The following is an 18,411-nucleotide window of genomic DNA, read 5'->3' as shown; positions in this document are numbered from 1 at the left end:
TTAAAAAGAGTATCCTACGACAAAATTATTAGCTAAAAAGAAGTGTTTATTATATTCTGTTCCTTCATTATTTCTATAAAATCCCTAATAATACCATTGGTTAGAAATTCTATTTGTTTGGCCATTTCTCCATCTTTAATAAAATAGTCGCCTTTTTTTAATCTTTTTTCCGTAAATATCTCTTTTACTTTCTTCCATGTTTCATCTTTGATTGGAGAAACAGAGTTCAATAATTATATAGTTCTGTCATTAAAAAGATTGCTTTCGTTATTATTACTCTGAGCTTTTCCGCCCCCCTTCAATACAATGGAAAAATACAACAATCAGGTTTTTATATATCTTAGCTGTTTTGCCTGATTAATTTCTCCAGCTCATCCGCCTGAAAAACACCGGATTGCTTCCATTTGACTTCACCGTTCTTGAAAATCATCAGCGTCGGAACACTTCGGATTCCGAACTGTGCAGCAACTGCCTGATTTTTATCGACGTCAATCTTAATGATACTTGCCGTATCGCCTACATTTTTTTTCAAATCCTGAAGAATGGGAGCCTGCATTTTGCAAGGACCACACCATTCTGCAAAGAAATCCACTAAAACAGGTTTGTCCTGGTTGATAATTTCTTGAAACTTATTCATTTTAATAGACTTTTATTTAATTTCCTCATATTCTACTTCATCATTTGTATTTTTTGATTTGCTAATCGGTACAGAACAATTTCCCGTTGTACAACAGCCGATATTCAATAATGGCATTGCAACAAAAACTGCTCCAACAGCAACCAAAATCCACATCCCGGATTTCACGGCTTCCACAACAAGGAAAATTCCCATTGCCAAACGAAGCAACCGGACAAAATTCCAGTTTTTCAATATGTTTTGTATCATTTCTTTTTTTATTTGACAATAACATTATCATTTTCTAACCATTCTTTCATTCCTCCAGAAAAGTTTTTAACATTTCCGAAACCGTTTTTCTTTAGTAAAGAATATGCAATCGTTGCTCGGTCACCACTTTGACAATGGATAACTATCTGTTTACTATGTGAGATTTTATTTAAATTGTCTTCCAGCGTTCCCACAAAAACATTTTCGGCATTTTTGATATGCGCTGTTTCATATTCGGTTTTGTTTCGTACATCCACAAACTGAACATCTTCTCTATTCAGACAGGCTTTAAACTCTTCAATATCAATAATATCAGCAGTTTGCAACTCTAATCCCAGACTTTTCACATTATCAATATACCCCAACATCTGATCCATCCCGATTCTCATCAGTTTTCGGGTAAGGTCTTCTATTTGCTCTTCCTGAGCGACCAAAATGAAAGGTTCAGAATAATTAACCAGCCAGCCCATCCACGTTGAAAAAGAATTGTTTCCTTGAACATTAATACTTTCCGGAATAAAAGCTTCTGCAAAATCAACTTTATTCCTGGTATCAATCACTTTTACTCCGCTGTTGTAAGCCTTCAAAAACTCGTCCTTGGAAAGTTTTTTATGTTTTGGAACTTCTGTTAATAAAGGTCTTTCCTCCTTATTGAGCTTCTTCATCGTGGCAAAATATTTTGGAGGCTCAGGCTGTCCTTCCAGCAGATATTCTATAAAGCCTTCCTCATCTTCTTCATACTGAAAAGCCCAGTTTCTGATTTTCTCATAACCAACCGTTGAGCTTGGAACCGACCCCAAAGACTTACCACAAGCAGAACCGGCACTGTGCCCCGGCCAAACCTGAATAAACTCTGGCAGCTTGCTGAAATCCTGAACAGAATGAAACATTTCTTTCGCTCCTTTTTCCTGGGTTCCTGTAATTCCGGCAGCTTTCTCCAATAAATCCGGTCTTCCGATGTCGCCCACGAACACAAAGTCTCCTATAAAAATCATTACCGGTTCATCTGTCGCAGGATGGTCTGTTAATAAAAAGCTGATACTTTCGGGAGTATGTCCCGGTGTGTGAATCACTTTTAGCGTGAGATTTCCAACATTGATTACTTCTCCGTTTTTTAAACCTATATGCGGAAATTCATATTGCCAATCTACGCCACCTTCATCTGAAAGATACATTTTTGCTCCGGTTACTTCCGAAAGTTCCCGAGAGCCTGACAAAAAATCGGCGTGAATATGTATTTCTGTGATGTGGGTAATGGTCAGATTATTTTCTTTGGCAATCTCAAGGTAAGTATCAATATCTCTTTTAGCATCGATGACAATCGCTTCACCTTTTGCCTGACAACCAATCAGGTAACTTGCCTGAGCAAGACTTTTATCATAAATATGCTGAAAAAAACATACTATTAATTTTTAATGTATTACCAATACAAAGTTATTCCTTACTATTTTCTTTTTCAGTGACTTTGATTACATAAGAGAAATTACTTTTTAACAGCAAAAATTCTTACCACAGATGCTTCACCTTTATGATAATCTCCTTCGTTGAGCACAATCGTTTTTACAACAGCTTCCTTTATCTCAAAATTTTCAAAATCTTTTTTTAATTCTTCAAGGTCATACAGCATTTCAGAATCTCTTGGTCCTCCGGATTGTAGGTTTCTTTGCTGAAATTCTTGCTGAAGCTTAGAAAATCCTTCCAATATGAGATAACCTCCCGGCTTTATAAATCGGGAGAGTTTTTGGTGAAAATCTCTTCTATGACCTCCCGGAAAATGGGCGTAAATCATAGCTAAAGGATCAAAAGAAGAATTTGGATATTCTATATTTTCTACGTTAGATACGGTATAAAAAATCTCCGTATTGTTTTCGCCAGCCCATAGAAGTGCTTTTTTCTTTCCTTCTTCACTTTGGTCAAATGCTTTAGATTCCCATCCTTTTATTGCTGCATAGACTGCATTCCTACCCTCTCCTTCTGCAGGAAAAAGAATTTTCCCGGATTTCAAAGTATCTAACTTTTCTTTCAAATATTCATTCGGCAGCTTCCCATAGGTAAACTCTTCCTGACTGTAACGATCGTTCCAAAAATTTTTCTGATACATATTAATTATTTTCCCTTATAAAATTAATTCTTTTGTGATAATATAAAATCCCATTACTAACACAAACCATCCGAAACCTATTTTGAGTTTTTCCCCTGAAATCTTCCCTGATAAAAATATCCCGATAAAAATTCCTGCAACAGCCAATAAGGTAAATTTTATAAGCAGACTCCAGTCTATTACCGAATGTTCATGGGTAACAAATCCTATAAAACCAATTGCAGAATTGATTGCAATAATAAAAAGAGAGGTTCCTACCGCCGATTTCATTTGGAGTTTTGCAAAAAAGACAAGAACAGGGATGATAAGAAAACCACCTCCGGCTCCCACCAATCCCGTAACAATTCCTACCAATGCTCCCATCAATACAATCATCAGATAATTAAAATCGGGTTTTGAATCACCTATATGCTCTTCACAGTCTTTACGCGGCCGGATCATCGATAAGGAAGCGGAAACCATGATAATAGCAAAAATAATCATCAGAACAACAGGTTTAGTAAGCTGAAAATCTCCTGTTCTCAAAACAATTTCAGGAATCAAAGACATAAGATATGCTCTGGTCAGATATACGGTAGCAATGGAGGGAATCCCAAAAAACAAAACGGCTTTAAATTCTATCTTCTGATGATTAAAATTTTTGATTCCCCCTAATAAAGAGGTAATTCCTACCACAAACAATGAATATCCCGTTGCTGAAATAGGATCAACACCCAATATATATACCATAATAGGAACGGTAAGAATAGATCCACCACTTCCTATTAACCCGAGGGAAACTCCTACTAAAATGGCTAAAATATATCCCGTTAACATTTATGTATTTTTATTGTGGTCATCATTTAATCGCTTACTGAAAAACATGATGTTCGGACTTATAATCCCGATTTTGCAGATTAAAATTTTATTATCTGCCTAATCGGAAAAATATGTGAGACTTAAATGAAAGTGAAATTTTTTTTAAATAGGATATTTATTGATATGAAAACGTCTTATGACCTCCATCATTCAATTTTCTTTTACATAATCATTACCCCTAGTTCCGCCATGCCCCTTTCCGACAATGGTCATAATTTTGACATTTAAAAACAAGAATTTAAAAAACTGAAGAATGGGATTCTGCATTTTGAATTTTTCCCATTTCGATATCCTTTCTGACATAATTTTGATTTTTTAAAATTGAAAATTTATTCCGGAATCAGCCACCAAAAGGGCTTCATTTTGGCTTTCCATAAAAATCCGATGTGGAGCGAATATTTCACCCAATGTCCAGCCAGTCCTATATCTCCAAAGGTTTTCTGAATATCCCTGCCGCCGGTTTTCTCATATTTCACATAATCCGGAACAATCGGAAACGTCGTGATACTGACTGCCGAACCTTTTGTTAAACCAAAACCTGCCGAAGCAATACAGGCTGCTCCCATATTTCCAAGCGAACCTTTATGAATGCGCGCTGATTTTCCATGTTTGATTTCTGCAATAATATTATCTGCAACTAATTTTGCAGTAATTCCGGAAGGCATTCCCGTTCTTGGCGGAGAAGGAAATATTGGGTTTCCGTTCTTGCTGAACCTCGGTTTGGAGATGGAATGCGGTGGCGCAAAGGCAATTCCTGGCGCAAAAATATTCGGATAGCTTGGATTCTGATACGTTTCCGGCCAGTCCTGTACTTTCCATTCTTCATAAGGTTTTTCCGTATAATCGGCATCTACAATCATAAAACCTTTGAAAAGTTTTGAAGTAACATCATTTCCGCCTTTATCATACGCTTTGAAAGGATGTCCGGCAAATGCCGGAATCAACATCCCGAAATCATAATCTTCCACTTTATATTCTCCATCAAGCGTTTCATAATGCACCTTTCCGGGTTCTACTTTGGTAACACCAGCTTTCAAAATCCATTTGATATCCCGGTCTTCAAAAATCATTTCCACCATTTCGGAGGATTTCATCCGCATTCCTTTATAGGCCAAAAGCACACCATCCATTCCGAAATCTCCAAGTTCGTATTCATTGGAAATCCATGTAATTTCTACTTTATCCCGCAGTTTTTTCCGACGGAGCTCATTTTCAACATTCAGGATATATTCAAATGCTGCACCTTGGCACGTTGCCTTTGGATGCCCGGTTCCGATAAGGATTTTCAATTTTTCATCGGATTTTTTCAGCTTTTCTTCCAAAATCTTCAAACCTTCTGCCGCATGTTCTGCATGACCGTAAGTGCAGACAGAATACATCTCATTTTCATCAGGATTCAACCCTTCGGTTTGGTCGAATGCCAATCTTGGACCTGTCGCATTGATGAGATAATCATACGAAATTCTCTCCTGCTGCCCTTTTTTTTCTCCGACAACATATTCAGCAAGGATGTGCGGTTTCGGTTCTTCAAGACTTCCTTCAGGGAAAAAACTGATTCCTTTTGCCTGTTTAAATCCGATTCCTTTTCTTTTATACAAAGGTTTCAGCGGAAAAATGACATCTTTCGGTTTCATTCTTCCAATTCCTACCCAAATGTTAGACGGAACCCACTGATAATTACTATTGGGAGAAACCACAAGAACTTCGTGTTCCTTACCTAGTTTTCTTCTCAGATGTGCGGCAGCAGTATGTCCCGCAATTCCCGCTCCGAGTATGACTATTTTTGACATGTTAGTTTTTTTTTGATTATAAATGTAATAAGTGAGATTGAGTTATAATGTGACCTTTATTACATAAGGTCATTTTTGTTTCAAAACAGCATCAATAATCTCTTGAATATTGACAGATGATGCTTTTTCAAACGAAATTTCATTGTCCTCCAATTCTGTACGCAAACGTTTTCCCATTGCATAATACATCAACAAATCTCCTTTAGAGAACAACTCGACAAGTTTACTATGGTCGTGATAATATTCTCCGGAATGCGTTTTGCAACAGCCTTCATCCTGATGCGAATGCGGATTGGGAACAAATGATTCAGAAACTACATTTTCGTTTTCGATTTCATAAAGGCCAAATTCTTTACATCTTCCGGTATGAACAGCTATGGTCTCACGGTCGTTGGTGGGAATAATAATTTTCATAACTTTTTATTTGAGCTTCCTTTCTCTTTCTAATTTTTTGAATAGCCAGAATGTGAGTCGGTAAGACACATAAATCACCACCGGAAGTGAAATGAATTGTAAGATTTCTTTGAAATACATTGTTTTAATTTTTTTGAATTAGTAAACATGATTTTCGGAATCCTTAAGCTCTTCAGAAGATATTTCTTTAGAATCCATTTTCTTCCAGACCAAAGCAATATATGCCACAACAAATGGAACCAGTAATGAAACATAGCTCATTGTTTTCAAGGTAAATTCGCTGGAAGAGGCATTATAAATTGTGAGTGAACTCTGCAAATCGTGAGCAGACGGATAAAACGCTGTATTGTTGAAACCCGCAATCAGAAAAAGCATCCAAACCGTAAGAACTGTTCCCAGACCGGAAAACCAAATCCCTTTTTTGCTATTGAAGAACATATTGGCAGCAATTCCCGCCAAAACCAATACCACACCAACGAGAAATACGGCTAAAACCAACGGCATTTCGAGGAAATTGTGAAGGTATTTATTCGGTTCCATAAAAACTTTTCCGTTGGAAGGATTCACAGCAAAACCATCCAAAAACAGCAGTCGTATCAACCAGAACAGGAAGAAAATTAAAAATAATACCGAATTATAAATCAAGCTTTTTTGCGATTTTTTGTAGATATTTTTGTCTTTAATATTATTCTGGAAGTAAAGATTGGCTAAAACTCTTGCCAAGAAAAACACCGCCAATCCCAAACTGATATTCTGAATAAATGCCAGATTTTCGGTTGTCCAAAGTGCCTCAAACCCGTGGAAAGGTGTTTCCCAAGCAGAAATAATCGGCATTTTTGATGAAGATATATCCAGAATATTGGTTTTATTTACCGAAAATTCTGCTCCCGTAAAAAAGGTAGAAACCGCAACTCCGAGAAGCAAGCTTCCTAAAATGCCATTCAGAAAAAGGAAAACTTCAAAGGTTTTATGACCGAGAAAATTATTGGCTTTACTGCGAAATTCATAGGAAACCGCCTGAAGAATGAATGCGAATAAAATTGCCATCCAAACCCAATATGCACCTCCAAAACTTGTGGAATAGAACAACGGAAACGAAGCGAAAAATGCACCTCCAAATGTAACCAAAGTTGTAAAGGTGATTTCCCATTTCCTTCCGGTAGAATTTAGAAGCATCGTTTTTTCTTTCTCGTTGGAAGCCAAAGTATAAATCAAGGATTGACCACCTTGCACGAAAAGTAAAAATACCAACAGCGCCCCCAAAAGTGAAACCAAAATCCACCAATAATGTTGCAGCCCGCTATAATCTAAAAATGAAAACATAATCTTAGTTTTTTGAATTAATGTTCAGTTCCTTTTTTGATGGCGGAAAGCATAATTTTGATTTCGGCAATCAGCAAAGTGGTGAAAATGATAAGGAAAAGGAAAAATGTGATCTGTACGCTGAAGGCATCAATTTGAGAAACGGCAGCGATATTCGGCAGCAGATTCTGAATCGTCCAAGGTTGCCTTCCGACTTCGGCAACAATCCATCCCGATTGCGAAGCAATATAACCCAAAGGAATACTCCATAAAGTCAATCTCAGTAAGCCACGGCTTTTGTCTAACTTTCCCCTCAGAGTTTTAACAAATAGAATGATGAAGAGCACCAGAAAATAAGTCCCGAGAATGACCATAATGTGGAATGCATAGAAACTCATTTTCACATTCGGAATCAGCGTGTGTGGATTTTTCCCGAAGTAATAACCATAGCCAAAATCTTTTTCATGCGTACGGAAAGTTTTGAGTTCATTCTCAATTGTATTTAAATCTCCGTATTTTTTGGCTTTCACATAATTTCCTAATGCATCTATGGCCATTTTTCCGCTATCGATTCTTTCCTGAAAAGAACGTACGCGTTCTTTAGGATTTCCGTGTACCAAATCATCAATACCAGGAACAAACTTATCGGAATCCAAAAATGCGAGATAAGATAAAGCCTTTGGAATTTTGAATTCAACAATAAATTTTTCTCTTTTATGAATGGTATTTTCCTGTTCTCCAAAAATTCCCATGGCAATCAAGGGAGCTTCACGGTCGCCTTTGTACAAGCCTTCCATTGCAGCAAGTTTCATTGGTTGGGTCGCAGCCACCTGTCTTGCCGATTCGTCACCACTCCAGAATGTTCCGATAGTGGCTAAAAGCCCGAAAACGGAAGCAACAAGCATACTTCTTTTTGCTAAAACAATATCTCTCCGTTTCAGTAAATACCAGGCGCTGATTCCCACCACAAACAGAGCCGAAACAATATAAGAGGAAATGACGGTGTGAAGAAATTTATTTACTGCAACCGGATTGAAGAGCACAGCCCAGAAATCTATCATTTCGTTCCGCATCGTATCCGGGTTAAAACTCGTTCCTGTGGGATTCTGCATCCAGCCATTGGCTACCAAAATCCACAATGCGGAAAGGTTGGAGCCAATTGCAACCAGCCAGCTCGAAAGCAAATGAAATTTCGGACTCACTCTGTCCCAACCGAAAAACATCACAGCAATAAATGTACTTTCCATAAAGAACGCCATAATGCCTTCAATGGCTAATGGAGCTCCGAAAATATCACCTACAAACCAAGAATAATTGCTCCAGTTGGTTCCGAACTCGAATTCCATAATGAGTCCGGTGGCTACACCGATGGCAAAATTAATTCCGAAAACCTTCATCCAGAATTTAGTAATCGACTTCCACTTTTCATCCTGGGTTTTCAGATAAATGGTTTCCATTATGGCAATCATAAAAGTGATACCCAAAGTAAGCGGCACAAAAATCCAATGGTACATCGCAGTCAGTGCAAACTGTGCTCTCGACCAATTGATCAGTTCCCAGTCTATATGATTCATAATATTGTAATTTTTCTATTTTTTGATTTCTGTAAAATTCTTCTGGAGATATTCTATTCTTTGTTCGTCATTCTTAAATTCTGTTTTTAAATAGTCTCTAAAAAAGAATATTTTCAGTATTCCGAACATAATAATGAGCTTTATTACTGCAATCACCCAAAGTGTCCGGCTTTCTTTTGACATCATACTGAAACCATATTGGTAAAGCTTAATGAGTTCCCGAAATGGATAAAGGATAAAACTGAGCATATTGCGTAACACCATTATCATGTGATTGTTTTTCACACAACAAATTTACTCACAGACACTTATGATATTATGGAAGTAAAAAAGGGAAAAATGGTAATTTTTACTTATTTATCGATTTACGGAATTCCGCCGGGGTGAGTCCTGTATTGGCTTTAAAGAATTTTGTAAAATAGGAATTGTCTTCAAAATACAATTCATAAGCAATCTGAGAAATGGTATATTCCGAATTAACTAACAGACGTTTTGCCTCAAGAACAATCCTGCTTCTGATTACTTCGCCCACAGTTTTCCCCGTTAACTTTTTGCACAGGGTATTAAGATAATTGGACGTAACAGAAAGATGCGCGGCATAAAATTTCGGGTGATGAGCTTCCATAAAATATTTCTCCAGCAATTTCTCAAATTTTACGAGAAGATAATTATTGCTTATGATTTCATTTTCCGGATTTTCATCTTTAGTCTTAATGGCAATCATCAGAACTATTTCAAGAACAAGCGTCTGAATAAATTGTTTTTTATATAAGGAATCATATTTAATTACTTTTAAAATCTTTGCAATAGTAGATTCCAGTTCACTTTTACAACTGTCGACCTTGCGGAAGCCATATTTACCACTTTTACTGAATACCGGCAGAGAATTGATAAAATCTTTCTGAGACAAAAAATCGTTAAAAAAATCTTCATTGAAATTTATCATAATCCCTTCCGGATTTTTGGAAGTAAATCTAAGGTTATGCACCTGACCAGGGCTAAGAAAAAAAATTGTCCCATCCTCTATTTCCCATTCCTGGAAATCCACATAATGAATTCCTGCACCCCTGCTTACATAAAGAATCTGAAAAAAAGAATGTTTGTGAGGCGTTTTTGGGATATACAAATCTTCTTTCACAAGCTCACTGAGATTGTGTACCGCAAAATTATTCTTCTGATTATCCCTTTTCTGGATATCACAGGACTTAAGTAATGGTATATTCATAGAAGTTGAAACAATAAAATAAACCCTTCCACTAAGATAATGAAAGGGTTTATAATTTAAAAGAGTTTACAGGGAACAACTTCCGCCGTCTTTTTTAACACCGAGCCTATTGAGAATCATATACATCAGACACCAGTTGGTTAGCGCATGAATCCACATATTGACTCCTACAAATCCTGTAAGCCAAAGCCAATTCTGATTGACATAAATTCCTAATAATAAACTTACTAAAATAATGGTTCCTGCTATTGCGTGTACTATTCTTGTTTGCATATTTTATATTTTTTATTGATTTTTTTTACTTTTTCTCAAAAACTGAAGCCAACAGATAGCCCATTATGGCACCATAAGTAATACTGTTGAAAGGCCGAGAAGTGATTGTACAACTTCCTGTACTGCAACCGATGAAGTAATAATACAGATAACCTGCAACTCCTCCCAGAAAAGCTCCGATAAGTGATACCATTATTTTTTTACTTAAAATTTTCATTTTCCAAATTTATCGTTGCTATATGAATCTGAGAAACGGTTTTCTGTTTTTGATTAAATTCGTTGACATTTTTGTAAATATCATCAACACAATTGCAATCGGAAAAAACCGTAAAAAGTAGAGAATTGACAGCAATTTCATCTTTTCCGAACCAATTGCTCATTTCGTTTTCATCATTTCTATATCCTTTTACAGATTGATACGAAAAAGACTTCACTCCCGAATGTTTAAGAATATTGATGACATCGTTTTCAAATTCTTCTATGGCTGTAATTAATAATAATTTCATAAGTTTTTTTGATTTTTTTGAAACCTCACAAGCTTTTAAATCCTGTGAGGTTTAATGATGTTATTCTTCAAAATTTTCTTTCTTAATGGTAGTATTTTTCTCCCATTTTTTCTTTTCGGTTGCGTAATACACCAACGGAACAACCACCAATGTAAGCAACGTAGAAACAATCGCTCCGAATACCAATGAAATTGCCAATCCTTGGAAAATAGGGTCAAAAAGGATGATAACCGCTCCAATTACAACTGCTCCTGTCGTTAATAAAATTGGCGTTGTTCTTACCGCTCCAGCTTCAATAATTGCCTGTTTCATAGGAATTCCTTCTTTCAGACGAATTTCTATAAAATCAATCAAAAGAACTGAGTTTCTTACCATTACACCTGCTAAAGCAATCATTCCGATAAAAGAAGTTGCTGTAAAGAACGCTCCTAAAAGCCAGTGTCCTAAAACAATTCCAATGAGTGAAAGCGGAATGGCAACCATCATCACGATTGGTGTTTTAAAGTTTTGAAACCAGCCGACAATCAGCATATAAATGATGATAATCACAACCGCAAAAGCAGTTCCCAAATCACGGAAAACTTCTAAAGTGATTTGCCATTCTCCGTCCCATTTTACAGTGTAATTACTTTCATCTTCCGGTTGGTTCATATACAATTCATTCATTGAATATCCATTCGGAAGCTGGATTTTTTTTAGCTTTTCGTCCATTCCGAGAATCGCATAAGCCGGACTTTCCAATTTCCCCGCCATATCGGCAAGAACGTACACCACCCTCTTTTGGTCTTTTCTGTAAATGGTTTTATCGAGTTCTTTTTCTTCTACTTTTACCAAATCGCTCGCAGGAACCATTCCCATCTGTCCTTTGATTTTTAAACCTGTGATATCCTGAATCATAGATTTATCAGCATTTTTCAGCTTCATTACAATATCCACAGGGTCATTGGATTTTTCATCGTAAAGGTTTCCAATCGGATATTCTCCCATCAGATACGTCATATTCCCGACAATCTGTTGTGGTGCCACGCCGTTCAGCATTGCTTTTTCTTTATCCGGAACAAGCTTAAATTCTTTTTGAGGCGCTTCCACCATCCAGTCGATATCCACGACATCATCGGTTTTCTTCAGAATGTCTTCCACCTGTTTCGCTACTTTTATCTGGCCTTCGTAGTCAGGTCCGTAGATTTCTGCTACAATAGTTGATAGAACCGGTGGCCCCGGGGGAACTTCCACCACTTTTACATTAGCTCCGTATTTGGCAGCAATTTTCTGAATTTCCGGACGAATATTTTTAGCAACATCGTGGCTTTGTTTATCACGGTCTTCCTTGTGCAGAAGATTAACCTGAATATCTGCGGTATTACTACTTCCACGCATATTATAATGACGAACCAATCCATTGAACGTTATTGGTGCAGAAGAACCTACATAATTCTGATAGTTGACCACCTCAGGAACAGTTTTCAGGTATTGTGCAATATCCTGAGTAACGGCAGAAGTTCTTTCCAGCGTTGTTCCTTCAGTCATATCAATGACAACCTGAATTTCATTTTTATTATCAAAAGGAAGCATTTTTACCGCCACCCATTTCGTGAAAAATGCCATCACGGAAATCAATAATAAAACTACTGTAACCGCCATCATTGTCCATCTTTTTGATTTCGAATCTAAAAGTGGCTGCTCAATTTTTTTATAGATTTTATAAATTCTGTTGGTTTCCAGACCTTGTTCTTCTTTATGTTCCTGACTATCTTTCACTTTTAATAAATGATATCCGAGATACGGTGTTACCGTTAAGGCAACAAAAAGCGAAAGTAGCATTGCAATAGAAGCTCCAATCGGCATTGGCGACATATATGGTCCCATCATTCCGCTTACGAAAGCCATCGGAAGAATCGCAGCAATTACTGTAAATGTTGCTAAAATGGTAGGATTTCCGACCTCATTAATGGCATAAATCGCGGCCTGCTTGAACGGCAGTTTCTTCATATGAAAATGCCTGTGCATATTTTCAGCGATAATAATACTGTCATCCACCACAATTCCGACCACAAAAACCAAAGCAAAAAGCGTGATTCTATTTAATGTATATCCCAAAATATAGTAGCTGAACAACGTTAAAGCAAACGTCAGCGGAACCGAAAAGAATACTACCAAACCTCCTCGCCAACCCATTGCCAGCATTACCAGAACAGTTACTGCCAAAATCGCGACACCAAGGTGCATCAACAACTCAGAAACTTTGTGTGAGGCGGTTTCCCCATAATTTCTGGTGACCTCTATATGCACATCATTCGGAATGAGATTTTTCTTTAACTCATCAACTTTGGTAAGAATCTGCTCGGAGATTTTCATTGCATCAGCGCCTTTTACTTTCGAAACTGAAACGGTAACCGCAGGATATTCTGACTTAAATTTCTTACCGTTTTCTACTGCATTTCCGTACCCGAAACTTACATAATTGGCAGGGTCAGAAGCACCATCTTTTATAATTGCCACCTGTTTCAGATACACCGGCATACTCTGAGAAGTTCCGATAACCAGATTTTCTACATCTTCCGCAGAGTTCAGGAATTGTCCCGTCGTCAGAAGATATTCTGAATCCCCTGAATCAAATTTCCCGGATTGTGAACTTCCGTTATTCGCCTGAATCATCTGCATTACAGAAAGTGCGTCCACATTCAGTTCAGCCATTTTATCTTTATCCAAAATCACGGAAAGCTGGCGGTTTCTCCCTCCGATTACTTTGGTAAGGGAAACATCTTTTATTTTTTTGATTTCCGAAGATAATTCTTCTCCAATCTGCCGAAGCTGAAAATCATTGTAATTAGCATTATCACTCCACAACGTTAATCCGAGCATCGGGACATCATCAATGGAGCGGGTTTTCACCATCGGTTCCATCACCTCTTTCGGGAAGATGTTTTTATTCTTCATCAGCTCATCATAGAGCTTTACATACGAACGTTCTGTATCTTCTCCTACATAAAACTGAACGATAATCATTGCCTGCCCATTCATCGCCATCGAATGGATATGCTCTACACCCTTGATATTGGAAATCAATTTTTCCAGAGGTTTTACCACACGGCTTTCAACCTCCTTCGGGTTGGCTCCGGGATAACCGACCATTACATCCGCCATCGGGATGATAATCTGCGGTTCTTCTTCTCTTGGTATTAATGTCGAACTGTATACGCCAATAATCATCAATGCGACCATCAGTAAAATGGTTAATTTTGAATTGATGAAAAACTCGGCAATACGTCCTGCGAATCCTTTTTCCATAATTTTTGAATATTAAAAATCACAATTATCATTCCGAGGAACGGGGAATCTCAAACAGAGATTCTTCATTACACTTTGTATCGTTCAGAATGACAGAAGAGTTTTTTATTTAATTTGAATTTTTGCTCCGTTATACAATTTTCCATTCGAAGTCAGGATATACGTTTCCTTAGAGTCCAAACCTGATAAAACTTCAACCTGGTCACCAAATGTTTTTCCTGTTTTTATCCATCTGAGAACGGCCGTATTTTGTGAACTCACGACATAAACACCTGTCAACTGACCATTTTCAACCAAAACAGATTTCGGAACCATCACACTTTCCTGAAAATCCTGATTGACTTCTTCTGAAGATTTGGTAGGAAATTGCACATTCACAAACATTCCCGGAAGTAAATCCACAGAATTATGAATGTTGATTTTCACCATATATTGTCCACCAGTATTGGCTGCCGATTTGCTGATTTCGGAAACCGTTCCGGAAACCGTCTTATTCAAGGATTTCAGAGTGACCTGAACGGACATTCCTTCGTTGATTTGTGTGATGTTTTGCTCGGAAACCAGAACCTGCGCCTGCAAAGATGACTGCGATTCTATCGTCAACAAAGGCATTCCCGGACTTGCCATATCACCTTGCTCTGCAAATTTTGCCGTAATAGTTCCGGAAATAGGAGCCGTTACATTAGTATAACGGTATTGCGCATTGACTTCGTTTTTCATCTGTTGTGCAGCCTGCAATCCTGCCTGTGCCATCTCGTAACGGGCTCTCATATCGTCAAGCTCTTTTTGGGAAGCACTTTGTGATTTATATAAATTCTGAAATCTCTCGTAATCTTTTTTGGCAATATTATAATTGGCCTGAGCCTGGGAAATCTGTGCATTGGCTTGTCCGCCTTTTGCCTGAATATCAGTAGCATTGATGCTTACCAGAAGCTGTCCCGCTCTTACATTTTGTCCGACTTCTGCTTTCATTGCAGTGATATAGCCCATCATTCTTGTGGAAATATTAACAGAGTTTTTTGCAACTAGTTTTCCGCTGGCCGTGAGAAAAGCACCGTTCGAAGCCGTTGCAGACTTATGAACGGTTACAGAAACAGGAGCATCGGTGTTAATCGCTGATTTTTCCTGGTCCGAGGAACAACTTTGCAAAGTGATTGCTCCTAAAATTAATGTTGAATAAATGTATCTTTTCATTGTAATTATTTTATTTAATTTTCGTTTGTTATTCCGAGAAATGAAGAATCCCAAATACATCGTAAAGATTCTTCATTCCGTTTCACTTCATTCAGAATGACACTATTTTTTGATGATTTATTTCTTCAAAAATTCCAGATAAGCAATTGCTGTGTTATGCTCGAAAATGGCTTGCTGATATTCCAGCTCTTTTTGGGACATCAACGTTTCGGCAGAAAGCAAATCCGCTGATTTTTCCAAGCCCTGGTCATACCGGTTTTTTTTGATTCTATAGGCTTCCCGGCTCTGTTCCCAAGCTTGTTTCGTGAACGTAACTTTGGAGTCTGCATCCTGAACCGACCTCACTGCTTTGTTGAGTTCCAACTGACTTTGCTTGGTGTATTGTTCGATTTCGGTCTGGGCTTTATGGAGTTCGGATTTGTATTTTTCCTGTTCGGATTTTGACTTCAGACCATCGAAAACATTCCAAGATAACTGAAATCCGACCAAATATCCATTGGCATCAAATTGCACAATTTTGTTGTCGTACATTTCCCAGCTTCCAAAAGCGTTCAGTTTCGGAAGAAATTTTGCTTTGGACGATTTTATCATTAAAATACAGGCTTCCAACGATTTATTGTACGCTTCCAAATCCTTTCGGGAAGTATTTAATGAAAAGTCGTTTTCAACCAAATTTCCATTATATTGCAAAGGTTCGGTCGGTTTTAAAATTTTGTCTTTTGAATCTTCATTCAACAGAAAATAGAGATAATCCGAAGCATTTTTGATATTGGAATCTGTCAACTGAATCTGGCTGTCGATTTCACTAATACGAACATCCATATACAAAACTTCCGATTTCTGAATCATTCCGTTTTTAAAATAATTATCGATGACCTTTTTGTTGGCAAGTGTTGTTTCCTTTGCATTTTCCAGCGTTTCTTTCATTTTGTACGCCAACTGAAGCATCATATAGGCTTTCTTCAACTCAAACTGCACATATTCTTTGGTGCGTTCGGTTTTTATGTTTAGAACATCGGCTTTGATTTGTCCTGCTTTCTTCTGATACACCGCATCCATATTGATAATCGGCTGCTGAACTTCAACTTTTGTCCCAAAATTGGAGATGCTTTTTGGACTGTTCAGATTATCCGGATTGAAATCCATCATTGTAATACGTTCCTGATTCAGCTTCGAGCCAAACGCCATTAAAGGATTATTGGTATTGGTAAAGGTGTAAGATGCGGTCACATTCGGAAGATACATTGCACGTGTTCCTAGAAGTTCGGTTTGAGCAAGGCTGGCTTCGCTTTTTGCCATTTTGACCTGAAGGTTTTCGTCGAGCGATTTGGATTCAATTTCGGCTCTGGAAATCATTACGGTTTGCTGTGAAAATGCCGAAGCAAAAAAGCTTGTTGAAATGATGAAGGTGAACACTTTTTTCATTCTTTCTAATTTTAAGACAAAATTAGATTGGCGGAATCACGTGTACAGTGATGAAAGTTACATAAGAGATTTTTTTCGAAGCATCAATAAAAAAACCGCCTGCAAAGGCGGTCACATTATAAACTATGGAAATAAACACTACATCAAACTTATTTGCGGAATCATTGTAATTTTAGACTTCACCGAATTAGATATCAAACAGTTCGCTTCGGATTTCTGGAGAACACGTTCAGCCTTTTCTCTGTCCGATTCATTTTTTATAGTAACGACAGGTTCCAGAATAACTTCTGTCATCAGGAATTTTCCTTCAACCTGTTCTAATTTTCCCTTAGAACTGCATTCAAAATTTACAAAATCCAATTTAGAATTTTCTGCAATTGCCAGAAAAGTCGTCATCAGACAACTGCTTACTGCTGCGGTGAAAAGATGTTCGGGTGACCAGATATTTTCTACTCCTTTCGAAAACTGCGGAGGTGTTGCGATTTCTACAGATTGAGAAAGTTCCGGTGAAGACATTTCCCCTTTCCTGTCCTGTTTCCAGGAAATGTTTACGTTATAAAAATGTGCTTCCATCAGTATTAGATTTTATTGTTTAAACTTGACCATCCACCGCCATTGTGTACATTTTTATAGCCATTATTCTGAAGAATGCTTTTAGCCGAAGCGCTTCTCATTCCCGAGGCACAACAGGTAATAATAGGTTTTTTTTTATCCTTCAGTTTCGAAAGATTCTTCTGAAGCTGGTCAACAGGAATATTGATAGAATTTTTGATATGTCCTCCGTCATATTCGCTTTTGCTTCTTACATCAAGGATTACAGCACCTTCTTTTAAAAGCGCCGCATAGTCGGTTTTCTCCATTCCGAAAAGGTTTTTTATTGCATCTAACATTTTATTGATTTTTAAATTGATGATACAAATGTAAGGTGTGGATAAAAGCCTGTCAGTGATGAAGGTTACAATAGGGTAATTTTATTTCGGGAAAGTTTTATTTTACCGTCCGTTTCAATCTGTTTGAGAACACGGCTAACGGCTTCTCTTGTAATTCCGAGTTCGTCCGCCAATTGCTGGTGGGTTACATTAAGTTCTTTAGACTTGTATAGTTGGGATTTCTGATCTAATAAATAGAGAATCCTTGCATCTACTTTTTGGAAAGCAATAGAGTTGACCATCGTAACCAGATCTTCAAATCTTTTGTGGTAAAGTTCAAAGACAAAAGTTGACCATTCCGGATATTTTGTAAGCCACTCCTTAGCTTTTACTAAAGAAAGCATTAAAATTTCGGCATCTTCCTCTACTACAGCCTTAACTTTTGAGGTATCCTGTGTAAGCCCGGAAAGTATCGATGAGATACAACTTTCTCCCGGAGTCAGATAATAGAGAAGAATTTCTCTTCCATCTTCTTCTGTCCGTACGACTTTAACACTACCTGACATCACTAGCGGAATATAATTTACATAGGAATCAATATCTAAAATTACAGTACCCGCAGGGAACAGTTTTAAGTCACGACTCTCCGTAATTTCTTTCTTGAATTCAGGATCTACTATTTCATAAATATTCATTCTCAAATATA

The 18,411-nt window shown here is 37.5% G+C and carries 21 protein-coding genes; all 21 read right to left on the bottom strand.

Going from position 1 to position 18,411, the window contains the following annotated elements; genetic code table 11:
- Positions 1-340: 340 nt before the first annotated feature.
- The 21 genes from trxA to BLT30_RS14860 all read right to left on the bottom strand — a co-directional run bounded on the left by trxA (position 341) and on the right by BLT30_RS14860 (position 18,400).
- On the bottom strand, positions 341-637 hold the full coding sequence (trxA, locus tag BLT30_RS14955; RefSeq protein ID WP_089874387.1) for a thioredoxin: 297 nt from the start codon (positions 635-637) through the stop codon (positions 341-343).
- A gap of 12 nt (positions 638-649) precedes the next feature.
- Positions 650-886, bottom strand: coding sequence for a hypothetical protein (locus BLT30_RS14950; RefSeq protein ID WP_139166678.1), 237 nt, complete (start codon positions 884-886; stop codon positions 650-652).
- Between the two features lie 8 nt (positions 887-894).
- The gene (locus BLT30_RS14945; protein ID WP_394332210.1) at positions 895-2,238 is read right to left on the bottom strand and encodes an MBL fold metallo-hydrolase; all 1,344 of its coding nucleotides are present in this window, start codon (positions 2,236-2,238) and stop codon (positions 895-897) included.
- 131 nt (positions 2,239-2,369) lie between these two features.
- Positions 2,370-2,987 carry a class I SAM-dependent methyltransferase gene (locus tag BLT30_RS14940; protein WP_089874384.1) on the bottom strand — a complete coding sequence of 206 codons (618 nt, stop codon included), beginning with the start codon at positions 2,985-2,987 and terminating at the stop codon, positions 2,370-2,372.
- Positions 2,988-3,002: 15 nt separating this feature from the next.
- On the bottom strand, positions 3,003-3,803 hold the full coding sequence (locus BLT30_RS14935; protein ID WP_089874383.1) for a sulfite exporter TauE/SafE family protein: 801 nt from the start codon (positions 3,801-3,803) through the stop codon (positions 3,003-3,005).
- Positions 3,804-3,995: 192 nt separating this feature from the next.
- Positions 3,996-4,148, bottom strand: a complete 153-nt coding sequence (locus BLT30_RS18215) for a hypothetical protein (protein WP_175487207.1) — start codon at positions 4,146-4,148, stop codon at positions 3,996-3,998.
- 26 nt (positions 4,149-4,174) lie between these two features.
- The gene (locus BLT30_RS14930; protein ID WP_089874382.1) at positions 4,175-5,635 is read right to left on the bottom strand and encodes an NAD(P)/FAD-dependent oxidoreductase; all 1,461 of its coding nucleotides are present in this window, start codon (positions 5,633-5,635) and stop codon (positions 4,175-4,177) included.
- A 69-nt stretch (positions 5,636-5,704) separates the two neighbouring features.
- Positions 5,705-6,049, bottom strand: coding sequence for a NifB/NifX family molybdenum-iron cluster-binding protein (locus BLT30_RS14925; RefSeq protein WP_089874381.1), 345 nt, complete (start codon positions 6,047-6,049; stop codon positions 5,705-5,707).
- A gap of 138 nt (positions 6,050-6,187) precedes the next feature.
- On the bottom strand, positions 6,188-7,372 hold the full coding sequence (gene cydB, locus BLT30_RS14920) for a cytochrome d ubiquinol oxidase subunit II (protein ID WP_089874380.1): 1,185 nt from the start codon (positions 7,370-7,372) through the stop codon (positions 6,188-6,190).
- 17 nt (positions 7,373-7,389) lie between these two features.
- Positions 7,390-8,925, bottom strand: a complete 1,536-nt coding sequence (locus BLT30_RS14915) for a cytochrome ubiquinol oxidase subunit I (protein WP_089874379.1) — start codon at positions 8,923-8,925, stop codon at positions 7,390-7,392.
- 15 nt (positions 8,926-8,940) lie between these two features.
- Positions 8,941-9,174 (bottom strand): DUF4492 domain-containing protein, encoded by a 234-nt coding sequence (locus BLT30_RS14910; RefSeq protein ID WP_089874682.1) that lies wholly within the window; start codon positions 9,172-9,174, stop codon positions 8,941-8,943.
- 100 nt (positions 9,175-9,274) lie between these two features.
- Positions 9,275-10,150: an AraC family transcriptional regulator gene (locus BLT30_RS14905; protein ID WP_089874378.1), complete on the bottom strand. Its 876-nt coding sequence runs from the start codon at positions 10,148-10,150 to the stop codon at positions 9,275-9,277.
- A 66-nt stretch (positions 10,151-10,216) separates the two neighbouring features.
- Positions 10,217-10,423, bottom strand: a complete 207-nt coding sequence (locus tag BLT30_RS14900; RefSeq protein WP_089874377.1) for a YgaP family membrane protein — start codon at positions 10,421-10,423, stop codon at positions 10,217-10,219.
- 25 nt (positions 10,424-10,448) lie between these two features.
- Positions 10,449-10,616 (bottom strand): hypothetical protein, encoded by a 168-nt coding sequence (locus BLT30_RS14895; RefSeq protein WP_245707190.1) that lies wholly within the window; start codon positions 10,614-10,616, stop codon positions 10,449-10,451.
- Positions 10,617-10,623: 7 nt separating this feature from the next.
- On the bottom strand, positions 10,624-10,929 hold the full coding sequence (locus BLT30_RS14890; protein WP_089874375.1) for a polysaccharide deacetylase family protein: 306 nt from the start codon (positions 10,927-10,929) through the stop codon (positions 10,624-10,626).
- A gap of 60 nt (positions 10,930-10,989) precedes the next feature.
- Positions 10,990-14,217, bottom strand: coding sequence for an efflux RND transporter permease subunit (locus BLT30_RS14885; RefSeq protein WP_089874374.1), 3,228 nt, complete (start codon positions 14,215-14,217; stop codon positions 10,990-10,992).
- Between the two features lie 105 nt (positions 14,218-14,322).
- Complete coding sequence (locus tag BLT30_RS14880; RefSeq protein WP_089874681.1) at positions 14,323-15,411, bottom strand: efflux RND transporter periplasmic adaptor subunit; 1,089 nt, start codon at positions 15,409-15,411, stop codon at positions 14,323-14,325.
- Positions 15,412-15,528: 117 nt separating this feature from the next.
- Positions 15,529-16,836, bottom strand: coding sequence for a TolC family protein (locus BLT30_RS14875; protein ID WP_089874373.1), 1,308 nt, complete (start codon positions 16,834-16,836; stop codon positions 15,529-15,531).
- 138 nt (positions 16,837-16,974) lie between these two features.
- Complete coding sequence (locus BLT30_RS14870) at positions 16,975-17,409, bottom strand: OsmC family protein (RefSeq protein WP_089874372.1); 435 nt, start codon at positions 17,407-17,409, stop codon at positions 16,975-16,977.
- A 5-nt stretch (positions 17,410-17,414) separates the two neighbouring features.
- Positions 17,415-17,726, bottom strand: coding sequence for a rhodanese-like domain-containing protein (locus tag BLT30_RS14865; protein WP_089874371.1), 312 nt, complete (start codon positions 17,724-17,726; stop codon positions 17,415-17,417).
- Positions 17,727-17,791: 65 nt separating this feature from the next.
- Entirely contained in the window at positions 17,792-18,400 is a 609-nt protein-coding gene (locus BLT30_RS14860) for a Crp/Fnr family transcriptional regulator (RefSeq protein WP_089874370.1), read from the bottom strand.
- Positions 18,401-18,411: the final 11 nt, after the last annotated feature.

It is taken from the genome of Epilithonimonas hungarica (genome assembly GCF_900102265.1).
Taxonomy (GTDB): domain Bacteria; phylum Bacteroidota; class Bacteroidia; order Flavobacteriales; family Weeksellaceae; genus Epilithonimonas; species Epilithonimonas hungarica.
Note: the sequence above shows the minus strand (reverse complement) of the source record. Positions and strands in the feature narration are given on the sequence as shown.

What these genes read in the sequence shown, in the direction of transcription:
- trxA (WP_089874387.1), bottom strand. Translation starts at nt 637, where the DNA reads ATGAATAAGTTTCAAGAAATTATCAACCAGGACAAACCTGTTTTAGTG.
- BLT30_RS14950 (WP_139166678.1), bottom strand. Translation starts at nt 886, where the DNA reads ATGATACAAAACATATTGAAAAACTGGAATTTTGTCCGGTTGCTTCGT.
- BLT30_RS14940 (WP_089874384.1), bottom strand. Translation starts at nt 2,987, where the DNA reads ATGTATCAGAAAAATTTTTGGAACGATCGTTACAGTCAGGAAGAGTTT.
- BLT30_RS14935 (WP_089874383.1), bottom strand. Translation starts at nt 3,803, where the DNA reads ATGTTAACGGGATATATTTTAGCCATTTTAGTAGGAGTTTCCCTCGGG.
- BLT30_RS18215 (WP_175487207.1), bottom strand. Translation starts at nt 4,148, where the DNA reads ATGTCAGAAAGGATATCGAAATGGGAAAAATTCAAAATGCAGAATCCC.
- BLT30_RS14930 (WP_089874382.1), bottom strand. Translation starts at nt 5,635, where the DNA reads ATGTCAAAAATAGTCATACTCGGAGCGGGAATTGCGGGACATACTGCT.
- BLT30_RS14925 (WP_089874381.1), bottom strand. Translation starts at nt 6,049, where the DNA reads ATGAAAATTATTATTCCCACCAACGACCGTGAGACCATAGCTGTTCAT.
- cydB (WP_089874380.1), bottom strand. Translation starts at nt 7,372, where the DNA reads ATGTTTTCATTTTTAGATTATAGCGGGCTGCAACATTATTGGTGGATT.
- BLT30_RS14915 (WP_089874379.1), bottom strand. Translation starts at nt 8,925, where the DNA reads ATGAATCATATAGACTGGGAACTGATCAATTGGTCGAGAGCACAGTTT.
- BLT30_RS14910 (WP_089874682.1), bottom strand. Translation starts at nt 9,174, where the DNA reads ATGCTCAGTTTTATCCTTTATCCATTTCGGGAACTCATTAAGCTTTAC.
- BLT30_RS14905 (WP_089874378.1), bottom strand. Translation starts at nt 10,150, where the DNA reads ATGAATATACCATTACTTAAGTCCTGTGATATCCAGAAAAGGGATAAT.
- BLT30_RS14900 (WP_089874377.1), bottom strand. Translation starts at nt 10,423, where the DNA reads ATGCAAACAAGAATAGTACACGCAATAGCAGGAACCATTATTTTAGTA.
- BLT30_RS14895 (WP_245707190.1), bottom strand. Translation starts at nt 10,616, where the DNA reads ATGGTATCACTTATCGGAGCTTTTCTGGGAGGAGTTGCAGGTTATCTG.
- BLT30_RS14890 (WP_089874375.1), bottom strand. Translation starts at nt 10,929, where the DNA reads ATGAAATTATTATTAATTACAGCCATAGAAGAATTTGAAAACGATGTC.
- BLT30_RS14885 (WP_089874374.1), bottom strand. Translation starts at nt 14,217, where the DNA reads ATGGAAAAAGGATTCGCAGGACGTATTGCCGAGTTTTTCATCAATTCA.
- BLT30_RS14880 (WP_089874681.1), bottom strand. Translation starts at nt 15,411, where the DNA reads ATGAAAAGATACATTTATTCAACATTAATTTTAGGAGCAATCACTTTG.
- BLT30_RS14875 (WP_089874373.1), bottom strand. Translation starts at nt 16,836, where the DNA reads ATGAAAAAAGTGTTCACCTTCATCATTTCAACAAGCTTTTTTGCTTCG.
- BLT30_RS14870 (WP_089874372.1), bottom strand. Translation starts at nt 17,409, where the DNA reads ATGGAAGCACATTTTTATAACGTAAACATTTCCTGGAAACAGGACAGG.
- BLT30_RS14865 (WP_089874371.1), bottom strand. Translation starts at nt 17,726, where the DNA reads ATGTTAGATGCAATAAAAAACCTTTTCGGAATGGAGAAAACCGACTAT.
- BLT30_RS14860 (WP_089874370.1), bottom strand. Translation starts at nt 18,400, where the DNA reads ATGAATATTTATGAAATAGTAGATCCTGAATTCAAGAAAGAAATTACG.